The sequence below is a fragment of the Lysinibacillus sp. FSL K6-0102 genome, assembly GCF_038003545.1.
Taxonomy (GTDB): domain Bacteria; phylum Bacillota; class Bacilli; order Bacillales_A; family Planococcaceae; genus Lysinibacillus; species Lysinibacillus capsici.
This window is the reverse complement of the sequence record NZ_JBBOPH010000001.1, coordinates 4,579,823-4,597,500: the sequence shown is the minus strand read 5'-3', so window position 1 is coordinate 4,597,500 and position 17,678 is coordinate 4,579,823. Positions and strand designations below refer to the sequence as shown.

The following is a 17,678-nucleotide window of genomic DNA, read 5'->3' as shown; positions in this document are numbered from 1 at the left end:
GTTGCACAGACAACCAGGATGTTGGCTTAGAAGCAGCCATCATTTAAAGAGTGCGTAATAGCTCACTGGTCGAGTGACGCTGCGCCGAAAATGTATCGGGGCTAAACGATTCACCGAAGCTGTGGATTGACATCTACGATGTCAGTGGTAGGAGAGCGTTCTAAGTGCGTTGAAGTCAGATCGGAAGGACTGGTGGAGCGCTTAGAAGTGAGAATGCCGGTATGAGTAGCGAAAGACGGGTGAGAATCCCGTCCACCGTATGACTAAGGTTTCCTGAGGAAGGCTCGTCCGCTCAGGGTTAGTCGGGACCTAAGCCGAGGCCGATAGGCGTAGGCGATGGACAACAGGTTGATATTCCTGTACCACCTCCTCACCGTTTGAGAAATGGGGGGACGCAGTAGGATAGGGTAAGCGCGCCGTTGGTTGTGCGCGTCCAAGCAGTAAGGCGTGTGTGTAGGCAAATCCGCACACTGTAACGTTGAGCTGTGATGGCGAGTCCGTATGGACGAAGTTCCTGATTTCACACTGCCAAGAAAAGCCTCTATCGAGGTGAGAGGTGCCCGTACCGCAAACCGACACAGGTAGTCGAGGAGAGAATCCTAAGGTGTGCGAGAGAACTCTCGTTAAGGAACTCGGCAAAATGACCCCGTAACTTCGGGAGAAGGGGTGCTCTTGAGCGTGCAAGCGCATGAGAGCCGCAGTGAATAGGCCCAGGCGACTGTTTAGCAAAAACACAGGTCTCTGCAAAACCGTAAGGTGACGTATAGGGGCTGACGCCTGCCCGGTGCTGGAAGGTTAAGAGGAGTGGTTAGCGCAAGCGAAGCTGCGAATTGAAGCCCCAGTAAACGGCGGCCGTAACTATAACGGTCCTAAGGTAGCGAAATTCCTTGTCGGGTAAGTTCCGACCCGCACGAAAGGCGTAACGATCTGGGCACTGTCTCAACGAGAGACTCGGTGAAATTATAGTACCTGTGAAGATGCAGGTTACCCGCGACAGGACGGAAAGACCCCGTGGAGCTTTACTGTAGCCTGATATTGAATTTTGGTACAACTTGTACAGGATAGGTAGGAGCCAGAGATCTCGGAGCGCCAGCTTCGAAGGAGGCGTCGGTGGGATACTACCCTGGTTGTATTGAAATTCTAACCCATGCCCCTTAGCGGGGCAGGAGACAGTGTCAGGCGGACAGTTTGACTGGGGCGGTCGCCTCCTAAAAGGTAACGGAGGCGCCCAAAGGTTCCCTCAGAATGGTTGGAAATCATTCGTAGAGTGTAAAGGCACAAGGGAGCTTGACTGCGAGACCTACAAGTCGAGCAGGGTCGAAAGACGGGCTTAGTGATCCGGTGGTTCCGCATGGAAGGGCCATCGCTCAACGGATAAAAGCTACCCCGGGGATAACAGGCTTATCTCCCCCAAGAGTCCACATCGACGGGGAGGTTTGGCACCTCGATGTCGGCTCATCGCATCCTGGGGCTGTAGTCGGTCCCAAGGGTTGGGCTGTTCGCCCATTAAAGCGGTACGCGAGCTGGGTTCAGAACGTCGTGAGACAGTTCGGTCCCTATCCGTCGTGGGCGTAGGAAATTTGAGAGGAGCTGTCCTTAGTACGAGAGGACCGGGATGGACACACCGCTGGTGTACCAGTTGTCTTGCCAAAGGCATCGCTGGGTAGCTATGTGTGGACGGGATAAGTGCTGAAAGCATCTAAGCATGAAGCCCCCCTCAAGATGAGATTTCCCATTACGCAAGTAAGTAAGATCCCTCAAAGACGATGAGGTAGATAGGTTCGAGGTGGAAGTGTGGTGACACATGGAGCTGACGAATACTAATCGATCGAGGACTTAACCAAAAAAGTTTGAAACATTCAATGCACCGTTTATCCAGTTTTGAAAGAATAAATCTTTCAACAAAAAAAGAGAGCTTCAAGACACAAGTAGTACAAGGAAGCAAACGAGTGATTGAAGGAGCGTACTTCTGTACGTGACTGATTGAACGAGAGCAGCTGACGCAGTAATACGCCGTGTATTGGAGGTCGCATAAGTCTAGTGATGATGGCAAAGAGGTCACACCCGTTCCCATACCGAACACGGAAGTTAAGCTCTTTAGCGCCGATGGTAGTTGGGGGCTTCCCCCTGTGAGAGTAGGACGTCGCTAGGCGCAAAAAGTCGCTACTGATACACTCAGTAGTGGCTTTTTTTTTTGAGCTGATTATTATTTATAAATACATAAAAGAAGGCATCCTCAATGGATGCCTTCTTGTTTTGATACTTAACTTAATGCGTATGAACCGTAGTAGCTCGTAGTTCGATACGGCGAATTTTTCCTGATGTCGTTTTTGGTAACTCATCAATAAAGACGATACTACGAGGGTATTTATAAGGGGCTGTTAACGCTTTAACATGCTCCTGTAGCTCCTTTGTTAACTCCTCTTCATTACATTCTTTGAAGCCTTCTCGTAAGATAACAAATGCCTTTACAATATGCCCCCTAATTTCATCTGGCGCAGCTACAACTGCACATTCTTGTACAGCTTCATGTTTGTTTAATGCATCTTCAACTTCAAATGGTCCGATCGTATAACCAGATGAAATAATAATGTCATCTCCACGACCTTCAAACCAGAAGTAACCGTCTTCATCACATTTTGCTTGATCACCTGTAATATACCAATCCCCACGAAATGCAGCTTGTGTGCGCTCTGGTTCTTTATAATATTCTTTAAATAAAGCTGGTGAAGATTTGTGAACAGCAATATCACCAACTTCGCCAACTGGCGCTTCATTCCCTTCATTGTCGATAATACGTACAATATTACCTGGAGTTGGAACACCCATAGATCCAGGACGTAATTCTGTGTTTTCGAGTGTACCAATTAATAATGTGTTTTCTGTTTGTCCATAGCCGTCACGTACTTTTAGTCCAAAATGATTCATAAATGTTTCGATAACTGGACGATTTAAAGGTTCACCAGCAGAAACGGCACTACGTAGAGATGATAGATTGTAGTCTTGTAAATTATCGATTTTTGCCATAATCCGATATTCAGTCGGTGTACAACATAGAACATTAACTTTTTCATCCTGCATTAATTGAAGATAGGTTTTTGCATCGAATCCACCATGATAGACAAATGCAGTAGCACCGAGCATGATTGTGGATAAAAAAGGACTCCATATCCACTTTTGCCAACCAGGAGCAGCTGTTGCCCACACGAGGTCTCCTTCACGTACACAAAGCCATTTTGAAGCTGCAGTTCTAATATGTGCATATCCCCAGCCATGTGAATGAACCACGCCTTTAGGTTTACCAGTTGTACCAGATGTATAAGAAAGGAATGCCATGTCATCACGTGTAGTAGCTACGGCTGTAAATGTAGCTGGCTGCTTGCTTGCTAATTCATCTAAAGAAGTCCAATCTCCTTTCGCAGCACCGATCACTAGTTTATTTTTCAATGCGTCTACAGAAGAAGCAATTTGATCAACTTCACTAGTAAAAGCCTCATAAGCAATAACTGCACTAGCAGAAGAATGTTCCATCCGATATTCTAAATCGCTTGCACGTAGCATCTCTGAACATGAAATGGGTACGATACCAGCCTTTAAGCAGCCTAGAAAAACGAAATAGGCTTCTGGAAGTCGAGGAATAATAACTAATACACGATCACCTTTTTGAAGCCCCTTCTCCGTAAAAGCGTTTGCGTATTGATTCATTTTTTGGTTAAGCTCCACATAAGAAACTGTACGTCTCTCTTGTTGTGTATTTAACCAACGTATTGCTTGGCGATCACTATCTTGCGAAAATTTTTCTAATTCCTCTGTGATGTTATAAAATTCAGGTGCAATTAAATCATTTGATACCATCTTGAACATCCTCCCCCAGAAAATTTGATAGAAAATTCATAAAACTATTTTTATTTTAACAATTACAATAATATACAGCAAGAATATTTAGTACGTTAAATAGAAATATTAGAATTAATAGAGAACTATTATGCTTTCAAACGAATATTAGGAGCATACTTCGACAAAAAATATAAAAATTTTCACAAAATGTGTTGCATTATTTATAATGCTTGCTATAATAATAAATGTACTTAAGAGGTTGTCTAAAACCAAAGTGAATAGCATTGTTCCGAAGTAGCTCAGTTGGTAGTAGCACCTGACTGTTAATCAGGTTGTCGCAGGTTCGAGTCCTGCCTTCGGAGCCATTTTTTTGTCCTTTTTTCAAATGCTATAATACATAAAAAAATTTGTGGAAAAGCATTGCAATTATTAATGAAAAATGTTATTATAATTCTTGTCTTGTTTGAGACATAATATTGGCCCCTTGGTCAAGTGGTTAAGACACCGCCCTTTCACGGCGGTAACACGGGTTCGAATCCCGTAGGGGTCACCATTTAAAACATAGGCTTTATAAAGAATATAAACTGTGATATAACACCTGTTTCTATGGAGGATTAGCTCAGCTGGGAGAGCATCTGCCTTACAAGCAGAGGGTCGGCGGTTCGAGCCCGTCATCCTCCACCATTCTTATTGTGTTATTTCGGAGGGGTAGCGAAGTGGCTAAACGCGGCGGACTGTAAATCCGCTCCTTAGGGTTCGGCGGTTCGAATCCGTCCCCCTCCACCAGTTTTATAAATGATTGGGGTATAGCCAAGCGGTAAGGCAACGGATTTTGATTCCGTCATGCCTAGGTTCGAATCCTAGTACCCCAGCCATTTTTTCTTTTATGAGCCATTAGCTCAGTTGGTAGAGCATCTGACTTTTAATCAGAGGGTCGAAGGTTCGAGTCCTTCATGGCTCACTTTTTTAGAATGAAAATTATTCAAAAGTGTTATATTAACTACAGATAACTAATCTCTTGCTGAAAACAGTAGGAGATTTTTTTATGTTATTTATAAATGAATAAATATACAACTTTTTGTTGAGTTGAGCCAAGTGGTATGTAGGCTTTACAATAATCTTATAACTTTTAGGGGGTATAAAAACATGAATAAACTTAATATTTCTATTATTGGAGTACCAACAGATTACGGACAAACACGCCGTGGGGTAGATATGGGACCAAGTGCTATTCGATATGCAGGTATTGTTGAACGTTTAGAGGCTATCGGACACGATGTACAGGATCAAGGGGATATTCGTGTTAGTCAAAAGCTTGCTGACGGAGCTGTGGATGAAAAATTACTAAATTTAGAGGAAGTTGTAGATGTTAGTACTGCATTAGCAAATAGTGTGCATGAAGTAGTGGAACAAAAGAAATTCCCACTCGTATTTGGTGGAGACCATAGCATTGCTATTGGAACATTAGCTGGATTAGGTGAACATTACAAAAATCTCGGTGTTATCTGGTATGACGCTCATGCAGATTTAAATACACCTGAAACAACACCTTCAGGCAATATACATGGGATGCCGTTAGCCGTTAGTATTGGGCTAGGACATGAACGTTTAGTGCAAATTCGCAACTATGCTCCAAAAATTAAGCCAGAAAACGTGATTATTATTGGAGCTCGTTCAGTAGACCCAGGAGAACGTGAATTGATACGTCAACAAGGAATTAAAGTATATACAATGCATGAAATCGACCGACTTGGCATGACACGTGTGATGGAAGATGCACTTGCTTATTTAAAGGAACGAAATGTTGATGGCTTACATTTATCACTTGATTTAGACGGATTAGATCCACTTTATACGCCAGGTGTGGGTACACCAGTTCCAGGCGGAATTACGTACCGAGAAAGCCATTTAGCAATGGAAATGTTACAAGAATCAGGCATGGTAACTTCAGCAGAGTTTGTAGAGGTAAATCCTATATTAGATGAAAAGAATACAACAGCAAATGTGGCTGTTGCATTAATGGGATCTTTATTTGGTGAAACACTAGTTTAAAGAAAATTTGACAAAAAATTGCCTGTTGCCACATTGCATAAAAATCTTTTGCTATAATTGAATTAAAACGAAACTTTTCTTATCGGTGCTTCGTATAGTATAAGACAGTTGTAAAGGTGGAGAAGTCAACACAATGGATGCGTTAGTAAATAAGAGAATAAAACAAGTGCTTAAAGGCGATCAAAACGCATTTGCCGATATTGTGAGTCTCTATCAGCACAAACTGTACCAAGTATGCTATCGAATGTTAGGCAACAAACAAGAGTCTGAAGACATTGCTCAAGAGGCTTTTGTGCGAGCTTATATGAACTTGCATACATTTGATCAGAAAAGAAAATTTTCAACGTGGCTTTATCGCATAGCGACAAACCTCTGCATTGACCGTATTCGAAAAAAGAAACCGGATTATTATTTAGATGCAGAAGTAGCTGGTACAGAAGGGCTTGATATGTATTCGCAAATCGCAGCAGATGACCAGCTACCAGAGGAGCAGTTAGAACAAATGGAGCTGCAAGATCGCATTCAATATGAAATTGGACGATTGCCGGATAAATACCGTTCGGTTATAGTATTGAAATATATAGAAGAGTTATCGTTACAAGAGATTAGCGAGATTTTAGATATGCCGCTTGGAACGGTGAAAACGAGGATTCACCGCGGACGTGAGGCATTACGTAAGCAATTAAACAATCTGTAGGAGGGGGAGCGTCATGAATACTTGTCCAGAGCATATTATAGACTATATGCATGATTATTTAGACGGTGACATTAGTCGTGAGCATGAGCAAGAGTTGAAACAACACTTGCATACATGTAATGATTGTAAACAGTTGATGCAAGAATTGAGTGAAACAATCGCCTTTGTGAAGAGTGCTTCCCATATTACAGCGCCTCCGAGTTTTGAAGCAGCAGTTATGGCTCGTTTACCAAAACCAAAAAGTCGAGTAGGTATACAAAAATGGATTCGCCGGCATCCGTTCTTTGTGGCAGCAGCAGTATTTTGCTTATTCATGAGTGCTACATTATTGGGTAGCTTCATGGATGACCAGCATTTCTCGGTGACCAAGCAACCTAATTTAGTTGTGGATGGTCAAACAGTGATTGTCCCTGAAGGAGAAGTGGTAAAAGGCGATATTGTTGTGAAAAATGGCGATTTGATTGTTGAAGGTGAAGTTGATGGCAACGTCACAGTAATCAACGGGCAATATATGGCATCTTCAGCGGTAGTTTCAGGGAGAATCGAAGAAATTGACGAAGTATTTGAATGGTTATGGTATACAATTAAAAATTCTGTTAAGACAGCCATGACATTTGAGGAAAAAGAAGAAACTAAATAACACTCTATACGTCCTAAAAAATAGTGCACGTGAGAGGCTGAAAGGTCTACTCTTCTGAGTAGACTTTTTATTTGAAAAAAGTTACATTTGATAAGAATGTGATATACTTGAATGTGTATGGATTCGTAATGAAAAGTGGGGGATGCCACGTGCAAATTATCGAACATTTCACGGATTTAACACCTGTGAATATTGTTATTAACTTCATTGATGTACTGCTCGTTTGGTACGTTGTTTATAAAGTCTTAACCCTCATTAAAGGTACGAAGGCTGTCCAATTACTTAAGGGAATATTCGTCATTATTATTGCACGAATTGCAACAGACCTTTTAGGGTTACAAACACTTGGCTGGATGCTACAACAAGTTATTGAGTTTGGTTTCCTAGCGATTATTATTATTTTCCAACCTGAAATCAGACGTGGTTTAGAACAAATTGGACGAGGAAAGCTATTCCAACGTTCATCAAGTCAAGAAGAAGAAGAACAAACAAGACTTATTGAGGCTATGAAGAAGTCTGTAAGTTATATGGCTAAACGTCGAATAGGTGCGTTAATTTCTATTGAAAAAGAAACAGGTCTTAATGAATATATTGAAACAGGTATAGGGCTAAATGCTGAAATTTCATCAGAATTACTGATTAATATCTTTATACCAAATACCCCGCTACATGATGGGGCTGTTATTATGCAAAAAGATAAAGTTACAGCAGCGGCTTGTTATTTACCTTTATCTGAAAGCCCATTTATTTCAAAAGAGTTAGGGACACGCCACCGTGCTGCTCTTGGCTTAAGTGAAGTTACAGATGCTATTACAATTGTTGTGTCAGAAGAAACAGGCGCAATTAGTATAACATTAAATGGTAATCTCCATCGAAATCTATCTCTAGAGGAGTTTGAAACTTTATTAAGAAAAATGTGGTTCGGATCAGTACAAGAATCAAATGCATCCTCTAAGTTGACTTGGAGGGGGAAAAAGAATGGATAAAATGATGGATAGCCCTTGGGTACTTAGAATCATCGCGCTATTTTTAGCGTTTTTGCTTTTTTTCTCAGTGCGTACTGAGTTGTCACCTTTAAATAAAGCTACCTCAAATGAACAAACGGATGTTATTCGTGATGTTCCAGTGGATGTTTATTACGATAATGAGAATCTTATTGTGACAGGTTTACCTGAAACTGTGGATGTAACGATAGAAGGTCCGATGGCATTGGTTTTAAAAGCAAAGGGAGCTAAGGATTTTTCTATATTTGCGGATTTGAGCAATTTATTGCTGGGAGAGCATGATGTAAAACTGCAATACGAAAATATTTCAGAAAAGTTAAAGGTGACATTAGACCCTGCAACTGTTCATGTGAATATTGAGGAAAAGGTCACGCAGGAGTTCCGAGTGGACCCTGAAATGAACAAACGTTTAATCGAAGAAGGTTTTATCTTAAAAGAAATGACGGCCAACCCGCCAACTGTTTATGTAACAGGTGCAAAAAGTGCTATTGAAAGCATTAGTTATGTAAAAGCAACTGTTACAGGAGAGCAGGGCTTGAAGCAATCATTCACACAGGAAGCAGCTGTAAAAGTATTAGATAGAGATTTAAATAAGTTAGACGTGACTATTGAACCTGAAATTGTGAAAGTTCAAGTAGATATAGCGGAGTATAGTCGAGAGATCCCAGTTGTCCTTAAGGAAACTGGGCAAGCAGCCGAAGACATTACCATTAACTCATTAACATTTACACCGAAAATGATCAAAGTGTATGGTAGAAAATCAATTATTGACAGTTTAACATCTATTCCAATAACAGTTGACCTGTCAAAAATTACTGAGTCCAAAACTTATGAATTTGATGTAAAATTACCAGATGGTGTGACAAAAATATCTGACAAGAAAATAAAAGTGAAGGCAGATATTACAAAGGTTGAACAAGAAGAACAGCAGAAAACACCAGCTTCTACAGAGGAAACGCCACCTCCAACTGAAGAACCTGATGTGACAGATGAGAGTACTACAACTGATAAAAATACGTCAACTGAGGAATCGGAAGATATTGATTCTTAAACAATATGTGACTATAATTTTATTTTGATTCTAAATCAAAAATCCAATCAGGTTTGTAATTCAGGTTTCATCAAACAAACTGGCAGAGTGGAATATTAATAATTACCAATGAATGAACAAAAGCAGACTTTTCCAAAAGTAAGCGGACAAGTGTCTAATGCTTGATAGAAACTCACTAGGCACTGTCTTGCATTGAAGGAGAGAATAAGTAGAATGGGTAAATATTTTGGAACAGATGGCGTCCGTGGCGTCGCGAATAGTGAATTAACACCAGAATTTGCATTTAAACTTGGTCGTATAGGCGGCTATGTTTTAACAAAAGATGCAACTGACCGTCCAAAGGTTTTAATTGGTCGTGACACACGTATTTCAGGCGAGATGCTTGAAGGTGCACTTGTGGCTGGTCTTTTATCAATTGGGGTAGAGGTAATGCGTCTGGGTATTATTTCAACACCAGGTGTGGCATACCTTACTCGAATTATGAGCGCAGATGCAGGCGTCATGATTTCAGCTTCACATAACCCAGTTGCAGATAACGGTATTAAATTTTTCGGTCCTGATGGCTTTAAGCTAACAGATGCACAGGAAGCGGAAATTGAAGCGTTAATTGATGCGCAAGAGGATACATTACCACGTCCTATAGGAGCAGATTTAGGATCTGTAAGTGACTATTTCGAAGGTGGTCAAAAATATATTCAATACTTAAAGCAAACAGTGGATGAAGAATTTGATGGTATCCATGTAGCGCTTGATTGTGCACATGGTGCAACTTCATCTTTAGCTACACATTTATTTGCTGATTTAGAAGCCGACATTTCTACAATGGGTGCTTCTCCAACTGGCTTAAATATTAATGATGGTGTAGGCTCAACACATCCAGAAGGACTAGCTAAATTTGTTACTGAAAAAGGTGCAGATGTTGGTTTAGCCTTTGATGGCGATGGAGACCGTTTAATTGCTGTAGATGAAAACGGAAAAATTGTTGACGGTGACCAAATTATGTTTATCATTGGTAAGCATTTAAATGCGGTAGGGCGTTTAAAGAAGCAAACAATTGTTTCAACAGTAATGAGCAATATGGGCTTCTATAAAGCTGTGGCTGACAATGGTATGCAAAGTGTACAAACAGCTGTAGGTGATCGTTATGTTGTGGAAGAAATGCGTGCGAATGAATACAATTTAGGTGGCGAGCAATCAGGGCATATCGTCTTTCTAGATTTTAATACAACAGGTGATGGCTTACTGACAGGAATTCAGCTTGTCAACATTATGAAAGCGACGGGTAAAAAGCTTTCAGAACTTGCAGCTGAAATGAAAATCTACCCTCAGCGTCTTGTCAATGTACGTGTAACAGATAAGCATGCTGTGACTGATAATGCGAAAGTAGCTGCAGTAATTGCAGAGGTAGAAGCTGAAATGGCTGGAAATGGTCGTGTTTTAGTACGTCCTTCAGGTACAGAGCCATTAGTACGTGTCATGGTGGAAGCAGCAACAGAAACGGATTGCGAGCGTTTTGTCGAGCGTATTGCAGATGTTGTACGTGTAGAAATGGGCCTAACAGAATAAGAAATAGAGTGTAAACCCGATTTCCGTAAACAGGAAATCGGGTTTACTTATTTGAAAGGAATGTTTTAAATAAGCGAGATGGGGAACAGTAATTAGGAGTCACAATAACAAGGAGTGTTTAATTGATATGGCTAAAATTGCTACAGTTATAACAGATATGTTTGAGGACATTGAGTTTACAAGCCCTAAAGAAGCTTTGGAAGCAGCTGGGCATCAGCTAGTAACAATTGATATCGAAGCAGGCAAGGAAGTTAAGGGTAAGCATGGAGAGTCCGTGAAAATTGATAAAGGCATTGATGAAGTAAAAGCTACAGATTACGATGCATTATTTATTCCTGGGGGTTTTTCTCCCGATATATTACGTGCGGATGATCGTATAGTAGCATTTGCAAAGTCCTTTATGGATGAAATGAAGCCTACCTTCGCCATTTGTCATGGACCACAACTTCTTATTACTGCAAAGACATTAAATGGGCGTGACGCCACAGGTTATAAATCCATCCAAGTGGATTTAGAAAATGCAGGGGCAATCTTCCATGATGAAGAAGTATTTGTCTGTCAAAAACAGCTTGTAACAAGTAGAACGCCAGATGATCTTCCTGCATTTAATAGAGAAATTGTTAAATTATTAGACAGTAAATAAAGGATAGGCACAAGCATTTTAAATGCTTGTGCCTAATTTCTATTACAATGCTTATCAAAGGTGCTTATGTATCGCTTTGTCTACATATTTGTCACGAAAAAGCTTTAGGACTAGGTGTTTTTTATAACGAAAATTTGACGGATAGCATATGATTGAGTATGATGGAGAAGTTGAAGATGAGGTCCGACCTTATCCTTTAACGAACGCCTAAGGAGGGAAGAAAGCGTAAAATCGGAAAACAATTATAGCGCCTGAGCTGAAGAAATCGGACGAAAAGATCTTCAGCAGACGAGGTGGAGGTTTATCGAAAATTCGGCGGATGCCTCCCAATCGACATACCCGATTGTCATTCTCCATTTTGAAAGCATTTGAGTGATTGAATGTACAGAAAGTGGAGAAGGTATTGTAAAAGCAATAGATAAATAGATGAAGCTTCACATATCGAAGATCTCTATTCAGTTGGCTGAGTAGCTTGTGTGTATTGGAGTGCTTTATTTTTATAAAAATAAAGCTTCGCTTATACATTCAAAAAAATCGATAGGATGAGGCCTAGTTTGTCATTGCATTAAATTGACATTATCGGAGGACGAGAATTATGTGTGGAATTGTAGGATATATTGGTGAATCAGATGCAAAGGAAATTCTATTAAAAGGCTTAGAAAAGCTAGAGTACCGTGGTTATGATTCAGCGGGTATTGCAGTACGTAACGAGGAAGGCGTAACGGTTTTCAAAGAAAAAGGGCGTATTGCAGATTTACGAGAAGCGGTAGATGAAGATGTTGCTGCGAAAATTGGAATTGGTCATACACGTTGGGCAACACATGGTGTGCCAAATCGTTTAAATGCTCACCCACATCAAAGTGCATCAGGACGCTTTACACTTGTGCATAATGGGGTTATTGAAAACTATCACTTATTGCAAAAAACATATTTAAAAGGCATTCCAATGAAATCTGATACAGATACAGAGGTTATTGTGCAATTAGTAGAGTTATTTGTGAAAGATGGTCTAAGCACTGCAGACGCCTTCCGTAAAACATTGTCTCTATTACATGGCTCCTATGCACTGGCATTATTAGATGCAGAGGCAGCAGATACAATCTTTGTAGCAAAAAATAAATCACCACTTCTAGTTGGAATTGGTGAAGGTTTCAATGTTGTTGCGTCAGATGCAATGGCGATGCTACAGGTAACAGATCAATACGTAGAGCTTCACGATAAAGAGGTAGTTATCGTACACAAAGCAAGTGTGGAAATTACAAAATTAGATGGTACTGTAGTAGAGCGTGCACCATATACTGCTGAGCTTGATATGAGTGATATTGAAAAAGGCACATATCCACACTATATGTTAAAAGAAATGGATGAGCAGCCTACAGTTATTCGTAAAATCATTCAGGCATATGAAGGTGACAATGGCGATTTAACGATTGATGCGGAGATTTTAGAAGCTTTACGAGCAGCAGATCGTTTATATATTATTGCAGCGGGCACTAGCTACCATGCTGGTCTTATTGGTAAACAATATTTCGAAAAAATGGCTGGTATCCCTGTAGAAGTGCATATTTCTAGTGAATTTGGCTATAACATGCCATTACTTTCAGAAAGACCATTATTTATCTTCATTACACAATCAGGAGAAACAGCAGATAGTCGTCAAGTACTTGTAAAAATTAAAGAGTTGGGCTATCCAACATTAACGATCACAAATGTACCAGGCTCTACGTTATCACGTGAAGCTGACCATACATTGTTATTACACGCAGGTCCAGAAATTGCTGTAGCTTCTACAAAAGCTTATGTGGCACAAGTAGCAGTACTTGCATTAGCAGCCTATGTGACAGCAAAGGCAAATGGCAAAGGCTTAGAATTTGATTTAAAACAAGAGCTTGCGATTGCCGCTAATGGCATCCAAACAATTATTGATTCAAAAGATGTGTTAGAAGACATTGCAGAAGATTACTTAAAAATCGCACGCAACGCATTCTTCATTGGCCGTAATATGGACTTCTATGTCAGCCTTGAAGGTGCCTTAAAACTAAAAGAAATTTCGTACATCCAAGCAGAAGGCTTTGCTGGTGGAGAACTGAAGCACGGAACAATTGCCTTAATCGAAGAAGGTACACCTGTGTTTGCGCTTGTCACACAAGCATCAGTAGGATTAAACATCCGTGGTAATGTTAAAGAAGTAGCGGCTCGTGGTGCATATCCATGTATTATCGCGATGGCAGGCATTGATGAAGATGGCGACCGTTTAGTCATTCCGCATGTTCATGAATTACTAACACCGCTTGTATCAGTAGTACCTTTACAATTAATTAGCTACTATGCTGCACTTCACCGCCGCTGTGATGTAGATAAACCACGTAACCTAGCTAAATCGGTAACTGTTGAGTAGGAACAAAAATTAGATTTAATGTGTTGGTGACTTTAAATAAAGTCATACCGTTTGTAAAAAAATTACACCATTTTACCCCTTTGGATACTATTAATCTAAAGGGGTGTTTTTATCCATAACGAAACACCCCTTGAAACCGAATAGGAGAGCAACATTTCAAATAAGGTCCCTTGATATAATTCTCTATGTAATCTAACTATGTTTGAACAAGGAGATGGAAGCATGGGTAAGTTAACAGGCAAAATCGCTTTAGTTACAGGATCAAGTCGAGGAATTGGCCGCAGTATTGCATTGCGTCTGGCACAAGAGGGAGCCTTTGTCGTCGTTCATTATGGGAAAAGACGTACTGAGGCAGAAGCAGTTGTTCACCAGATCGAACAAAGCGGAGGAAATGCTTTGGCGATTGGTGCTGACCTTAGTACTCTAGATGGTATTCAAGATTTATTTACTACTTTGGATGATACTATTCGGGAATATATGGGCGGTTGCGGATTCGATATTCTTGTCAACAATGCTGGAATTGGTCAAATTATCAGTTTAGAAGAGACGACGGAGGTATCATTTGACGAGGTAATGAAGATAAATGTTAAAGCACCACTTTTTGTTACTCAGCAAGCTTTGCCACGTTTAAAAGATGGGGGACGTATTATTAATATTTCATCTTTTGTGACACGTGCAGCTTCACCAAGTGTCTTCACGTACAGTATGTCCAAAGGTGCAATCGACACGTTTACGCGTCTTCTAGCCAAACAACTAGGGAGCCGGAATATTACGGTAAACGCCATCCAGCCTGGAATTATTAATACAGAGATGAATGCTGAGACTTTGAAAAACCTTGATGGACAAAAATATGCGGCTGGTCTTTCAATTTTCAACAGATGGGGAGAACCCGGGGATGTGGCAGATATTGCCGCCTTTCTTGCTTCATCAGACAGCCGTTGGGTAACTGGTCAATTGCTCGATGCAAGTGGAGGATCACATCTATAGAACATTAATTATCAAGCTTTGTATGGCATAATCCTCCTCAATCAGGCGCTATTGTTGTATAGGCTGTTCTGTTCTTCTTGAATTCACGGAGCGGAGGATTGTTAAGTTAATTAAAAACAAAGTAAAAGCGGTCCTCCACAGATATGATGTGGAAGGCCGCTTTTTTGTTATAAGCACAGTCACCATTTATTATTGGTTACATCTGATTCACTTAATCGTATAGTAATAGATTAAGAGATCTATTTAGCTTACGAAGCATTACGCAATGATTTCAGAATTAAACTCAAAATGAAAACTAGTATAATTGCTCCAATGAGGGCAGGGAAGATATAGAAATCGGAAATTTTAGGACCCCAACTTCCAAGAAGCATACCACCAATCCATGCGCCGATAATACCTGCAATAATATTACCAATAATTCCACCTGGGATATCTTTACCCAAAATTATACCTGCAAGCCAACCGATAAGCCCGCCAATTATTAAAAACCAAATGAAACTCATACTATCCATCTCCTATTTTGTATTTTAAATATTTTGTTATAGTGTTTTATAACCTTTTTTGAACTCTTTCAAACTATAAGGAGGAAAAAATAAAAATTAGGGGAAGTTTCAATGGAGATATCAGACATTGGCGCATTTCTGTAATAAGAGGAGCATCTTTATTTTAATGATAGTAATAAATTCATGTTTATTCTATTTTCATCCTGAAGAAGATGTATAGTTAAGGGACTGAACGCCGAAATCCAATATCAAATCACAAGTTTATTTTGACCAAGAATACAAAATGGAGACTTAGCGTATAAGCATGGATTAACAACAGGACTTTCCTGATGTGTGTATAAGATTTTATTATTGATTTACATAAACCTTCCACCGATTTTGGTGGAAGAATTTTATGCATTCTAAAATTCCTTTGAAATATAGTATAATCTAGAAATTAAGCTGGATTCAAACTAGGTTTTCCTCTCATATTTAGTAAGTTCTTATGATTTTTCTAGTTGAAACAATCATAACAGTCATATTACCATGAGCTAAGTTATATTCTCTTAAATATGGCAACAAAGGGATTTAAATAAAAGAAGGATGAAAGTTATATGAATTATACTAGTTGAAAAGGGTGAAGGTTAAGTATATTGAACAAAAAAAAGATACCATTACAAACAAAAATATTGGGACTGATTAGCACGTTAATTCTTTTTATTGTTTTTCTGCTCGCCAGTATATTTGCTTATTTACAATATGTCGATGCAAGGACTCAAGTTAAACAATTGGCATTGCAAACGGCTATGACAATCTCTCTTATGCCAGAACTTAAAGAATCCATTGGGAAAAGTGATTTAGAGCAACGTTTTCGTCCAATTGCTGAGCAAGTAATAGATCAGGTAAATGCAGAAAATATTATTATTGAAGATCGGGAGAAGATTATTTATTCGCACAGAAGCCCAAGTCAGGTTGGTCAGAAGAGTTTTGACCATACAAATAATTATGGGTTAATATTTGGTGGTTCTAATAATTTTGAATTGGAACGAGAGAGTGGTTCTGTTTTAATAGGAAAGGTTCCTATCATAGCAGACAATGGAGAATATACTCGTGTAATTGGGACCGTAGCGGTTGAATACGCAGAAAAAGAAATCTTTCAAAATATTTATAAACGAATTAAGTCCATTCTCATTGCTTCTCTGATTGTTTTAATTTTAGGAATCATTGGTGGTATTTTTTTAACCAAAAGTATTAGAAAAGATACTATGGGATTGGAACCGCATGAAATCTCCTCACTATATAGAGAAAGAAGTGCCATTCTGTTATCAGTAAAGGAAGGAATCATTGCAATCGATCAAAAGGGTTTCTTAACCTTAATCAACAATTCTGCTAGTTCAATGTTGAACCTCAAGGATGAATCCTCTATTGGTGAACATATCCAATTTGTCTTACCAGCAATTAATATCGATCATGTATTACAGAAAGGTAAGCCCATTCATAATGTAGAGATATTAATTAATGATAAAGTATTTATTTTTAATTTTATTCCCATTATCGAAAATGAAAAGATTATGGGTGTGGTTTCTAGTTTTCGTGATAAAACGGAGCTTAAAAAGCTTATTGATACGATCACAGAGGTTCGCGCATATTCTGAGGGACTTCGTGCACAAACGCATGAGTACTCAAATAAACTTTACTTATTATCAGGATTAATCCAATTAGAGAGATATCAGGATGCGTTTGAATTTATACAAAAGGAGTCAGCCAATCACCAACACCAAAACCGAATTCTATTTAATCAAATTCAAGATATAAATGTTCAAGCTATATTATTAGGGAAACTGGGTAATGCATCGGAAAAGAAGATTGCCTTTGAAATTGATCCTAATAGTTATGTAGATGTCTTACCAAGTCACATTGAAATCACGGATATCATCACAATCATTGGAAATCTTATTGATAATGCATTTGATGCCGTAGCCGATCGAAAAGAGAGAAGGGTGTCTTTCTCAATTACAGGAATTGGGAGCGATATCATTATAGAAATAGCAGATAACGGAAAGGGAATTGCTGAAGATATGTTAGATTTTATATTTGATTTACGTAGTTCATCTAAAGGAAAAAATAGGGGGTACGGTTTATTTAATGTTAAACAAATTGTAGAATCTTTAGGTGGAACAGTAGAAGTAAAAAATGACAAAAACGGTGGGGCCATTTTCACGGTATTTCTACCGAAATAATGAAGCTTACTCAATGAGATAATCTATAGTACTACTGATGTTGGAGGTACTTCCCTTTAAGTCGGGTTTCTAAATGTCAGC

At 39.4% G+C, this 17,678-nt stretch carries 12 protein-coding genes, 6 tRNA genes and 2 rRNA genes (1 of these 20 cut by a window edge); 18 read left to right on the top strand and 2 right to left on the bottom strand.

From position 1 onward, the window contains the following. Positions 1-1,844, top strand: a 23S ribosomal RNA gene (locus tag NYE73_RS23375) (it extends 1,084 nt beyond the left edge of the window). Positions 1,845-2,036: 192 nt separating this feature from the next. Then, positions 2,037-2,152 (top strand): 5S ribosomal RNA (rrf, locus tag NYE73_RS23370). 116 nt (positions 2,153-2,268) lie between these two features. Here the strand turns inward: rrf and mbcS are convergent. After that, the gene (gene mbcS, locus NYE73_RS23365; RefSeq protein WP_054549734.1) at positions 2,269-3,855 is read right to left on the bottom strand and encodes an acyl-CoA synthetase MbcS; all 1,587 of its coding nucleotides are present in this window, start codon (positions 3,853-3,855) and stop codon (positions 2,269-2,271) included. 270 nt (positions 3,856-4,125) lie between these two features. On the opposite strand from mbcS, the gene NYE73_RS23360 reads away from it, so the two are divergent. The 15 genes from NYE73_RS23360 (at position 4,126) to NYE73_RS23290 (ending at position 14,875) form a co-directional block, all read left to right on the top strand. Then, positions 4,126-4,202: transfer RNA gene (locus NYE73_RS23360), tRNA-Asn, on the top strand. A 113-nt stretch (positions 4,203-4,315) separates the two neighbouring features. Next, positions 4,316-4,390: transfer RNA gene (locus NYE73_RS23355), tRNA-Glu, on the top strand. 55 nt (positions 4,391-4,445) lie between these two features. Further along, positions 4,446-4,521: transfer RNA gene (locus NYE73_RS23350), tRNA-Val, on the top strand. 18 nt (positions 4,522-4,539) lie between these two features. Further along, a tRNA-Tyr gene (locus NYE73_RS23345) sits at positions 4,540-4,623 on the top strand. A 14-nt stretch (positions 4,624-4,637) separates the two neighbouring features. Further along, positions 4,638-4,712, top strand: a tRNA-Gln gene (locus NYE73_RS23340). A gap of 13 nt (positions 4,713-4,725) precedes the next feature. Continuing rightward, positions 4,726-4,798 (top strand) — tRNA-Lys (locus tag NYE73_RS23335). Between the two features lie 185 nt (positions 4,799-4,983). Beyond that, entirely contained in the window at positions 4,984-5,889 is a 906-nt protein-coding gene (rocF, locus tag NYE73_RS23330) for an arginase (RefSeq protein ID WP_004225412.1), read from the top strand. 133 nt (positions 5,890-6,022) lie between these two features. Then, positions 6,023-6,586 carry an RNA polymerase sigma factor SigW gene (sigW, locus tag NYE73_RS23325; RefSeq protein WP_004225410.1) on the top strand — a complete coding sequence of 188 codons (564 nt, stop codon included), beginning with the start codon at positions 6,023-6,025 and terminating at the stop codon, positions 6,584-6,586. A 13-nt stretch (positions 6,587-6,599) separates the two neighbouring features. Beyond that, positions 6,600-7,226 carry an anti-sigma factor family protein gene (locus NYE73_RS23320; protein WP_009370547.1) on the top strand — a complete coding sequence of 209 codons (627 nt, stop codon included), beginning with the start codon at positions 6,600-6,602 and terminating at the stop codon, positions 7,224-7,226. A 149-nt stretch (positions 7,227-7,375) separates the two neighbouring features. Then, positions 7,376-8,212, top strand: a complete 837-nt coding sequence (cdaA, locus tag NYE73_RS23315) for a diadenylate cyclase CdaA (RefSeq protein WP_009370548.1) — start codon at positions 7,376-7,378, stop codon at positions 8,210-8,212. Next, a complete protein-coding gene (locus tag NYE73_RS23310; protein ID WP_048393928.1) occupies positions 8,205-9,281 on the top strand; it encodes a CdaR family protein in 1,077 nt (358 codons plus the stop codon). The genes cdaA and NYE73_RS23310 overlap by 8 nt, the downstream gene beginning before the upstream one ends. 213 nt (positions 9,282-9,494) lie before the next feature. Continuing rightward, positions 9,495-10,847 carry a phosphoglucosamine mutase gene (gene glmM, locus NYE73_RS23305; protein ID WP_054549733.1) on the top strand — a complete coding sequence of 451 codons (1,353 nt, stop codon included), beginning with the start codon at positions 9,495-9,497 and terminating at the stop codon, positions 10,845-10,847. Positions 10,848-10,974: 127 nt separating this feature from the next. Continuing rightward, positions 10,975-11,490 carry a type 1 glutamine amidotransferase domain-containing protein gene (locus NYE73_RS23300; RefSeq protein ID WP_054549732.1) on the top strand — a complete coding sequence of 172 codons (516 nt, stop codon included), beginning with the start codon at positions 10,975-10,977 and terminating at the stop codon, positions 11,488-11,490. A 595-nt stretch (positions 11,491-12,085) separates the two neighbouring features. Then, positions 12,086-13,888: a glutamine--fructose-6-phosphate transaminase (isomerizing) gene (gene glmS / locus NYE73_RS23295; protein WP_054549731.1), complete on the top strand. Its 1,803-nt coding sequence runs from the start codon at positions 12,086-12,088 to the stop codon at positions 13,886-13,888. 222 nt (positions 13,889-14,110) lie between these two features. Next, a complete protein-coding gene (locus NYE73_RS23290) occupies positions 14,111-14,875 on the top strand; it encodes an SDR family oxidoreductase (RefSeq protein WP_259950450.1) in 765 nt (254 codons plus the stop codon). A gap of 248 nt (positions 14,876-15,123) precedes the next feature. On the opposite strand, the gene NYE73_RS23285 is transcribed toward NYE73_RS23290, so the two are convergent. Further along, positions 15,124-15,378 carry a GlsB/YeaQ/YmgE family stress response membrane protein gene (locus NYE73_RS23285; protein WP_016991561.1) on the bottom strand — a complete coding sequence of 85 codons (255 nt, stop codon included), beginning with the start codon at positions 15,376-15,378 and terminating at the stop codon, positions 15,124-15,126. Between the two features lie 629 nt (positions 15,379-16,007). On the opposite strand from NYE73_RS23285, the gene NYE73_RS23280 reads away from it, so the two are divergent. Next, the gene (locus tag NYE73_RS23280) at positions 16,008-17,597 is read left to right on the top strand and encodes an ATP-binding protein (RefSeq protein ID WP_259950602.1); all 1,590 of its coding nucleotides are present in this window, start codon (positions 16,008-16,010) and stop codon (positions 17,595-17,597) included. The last annotated feature ends 81 nt before the right edge of the window (positions 17,598-17,678 follow it).

What these genes read in the sequence shown, in the direction of transcription:
- mbcS (WP_054549734.1), bottom strand. Translation starts at nt 3,855, where the DNA reads ATGGTATCAAATGATTTAATTGCACCTGAATTTTATAACATCACAGAG.
- rocF (WP_004225412.1), top strand. Translation starts at nt 4,984, where the DNA reads ATGAATAAACTTAATATTTCTATTATTGGAGTACCAACAGATTACGGA.
- sigW (WP_004225410.1), top strand. Translation starts at nt 6,023, where the DNA reads ATGGATGCGTTAGTAAATAAGAGAATAAAACAAGTGCTTAAAGGCGAT.
- NYE73_RS23320 (WP_009370547.1), top strand. Translation starts at nt 6,600, where the DNA reads ATGAATACTTGTCCAGAGCATATTATAGACTATATGCATGATTATTTA.
- NYE73_RS23310 (WP_048393928.1), top strand. Translation starts at nt 8,205, where the DNA reads ATGGATAAAATGATGGATAGCCCTTGGGTACTTAGAATCATCGCGCTA.
- glmM (WP_054549733.1), top strand. Translation starts at nt 9,495, where the DNA reads ATGGGTAAATATTTTGGAACAGATGGCGTCCGTGGCGTCGCGAATAGT.
- NYE73_RS23300 (WP_054549732.1), top strand. Translation starts at nt 10,975, where the DNA reads ATGGCTAAAATTGCTACAGTTATAACAGATATGTTTGAGGACATTGAG.
- glmS (WP_054549731.1), top strand. Translation starts at nt 12,086, where the DNA reads ATGTGTGGAATTGTAGGATATATTGGTGAATCAGATGCAAAGGAAATT.
- NYE73_RS23290 (WP_259950450.1), top strand. Translation starts at nt 14,111, where the DNA reads ATGGGTAAGTTAACAGGCAAAATCGCTTTAGTTACAGGATCAAGTCGA.
- NYE73_RS23285 (WP_016991561.1), bottom strand. Translation starts at nt 15,378, where the DNA reads ATGAGTTTCATTTGGTTTTTAATAATTGGCGGGCTTATCGGTTGGCTT.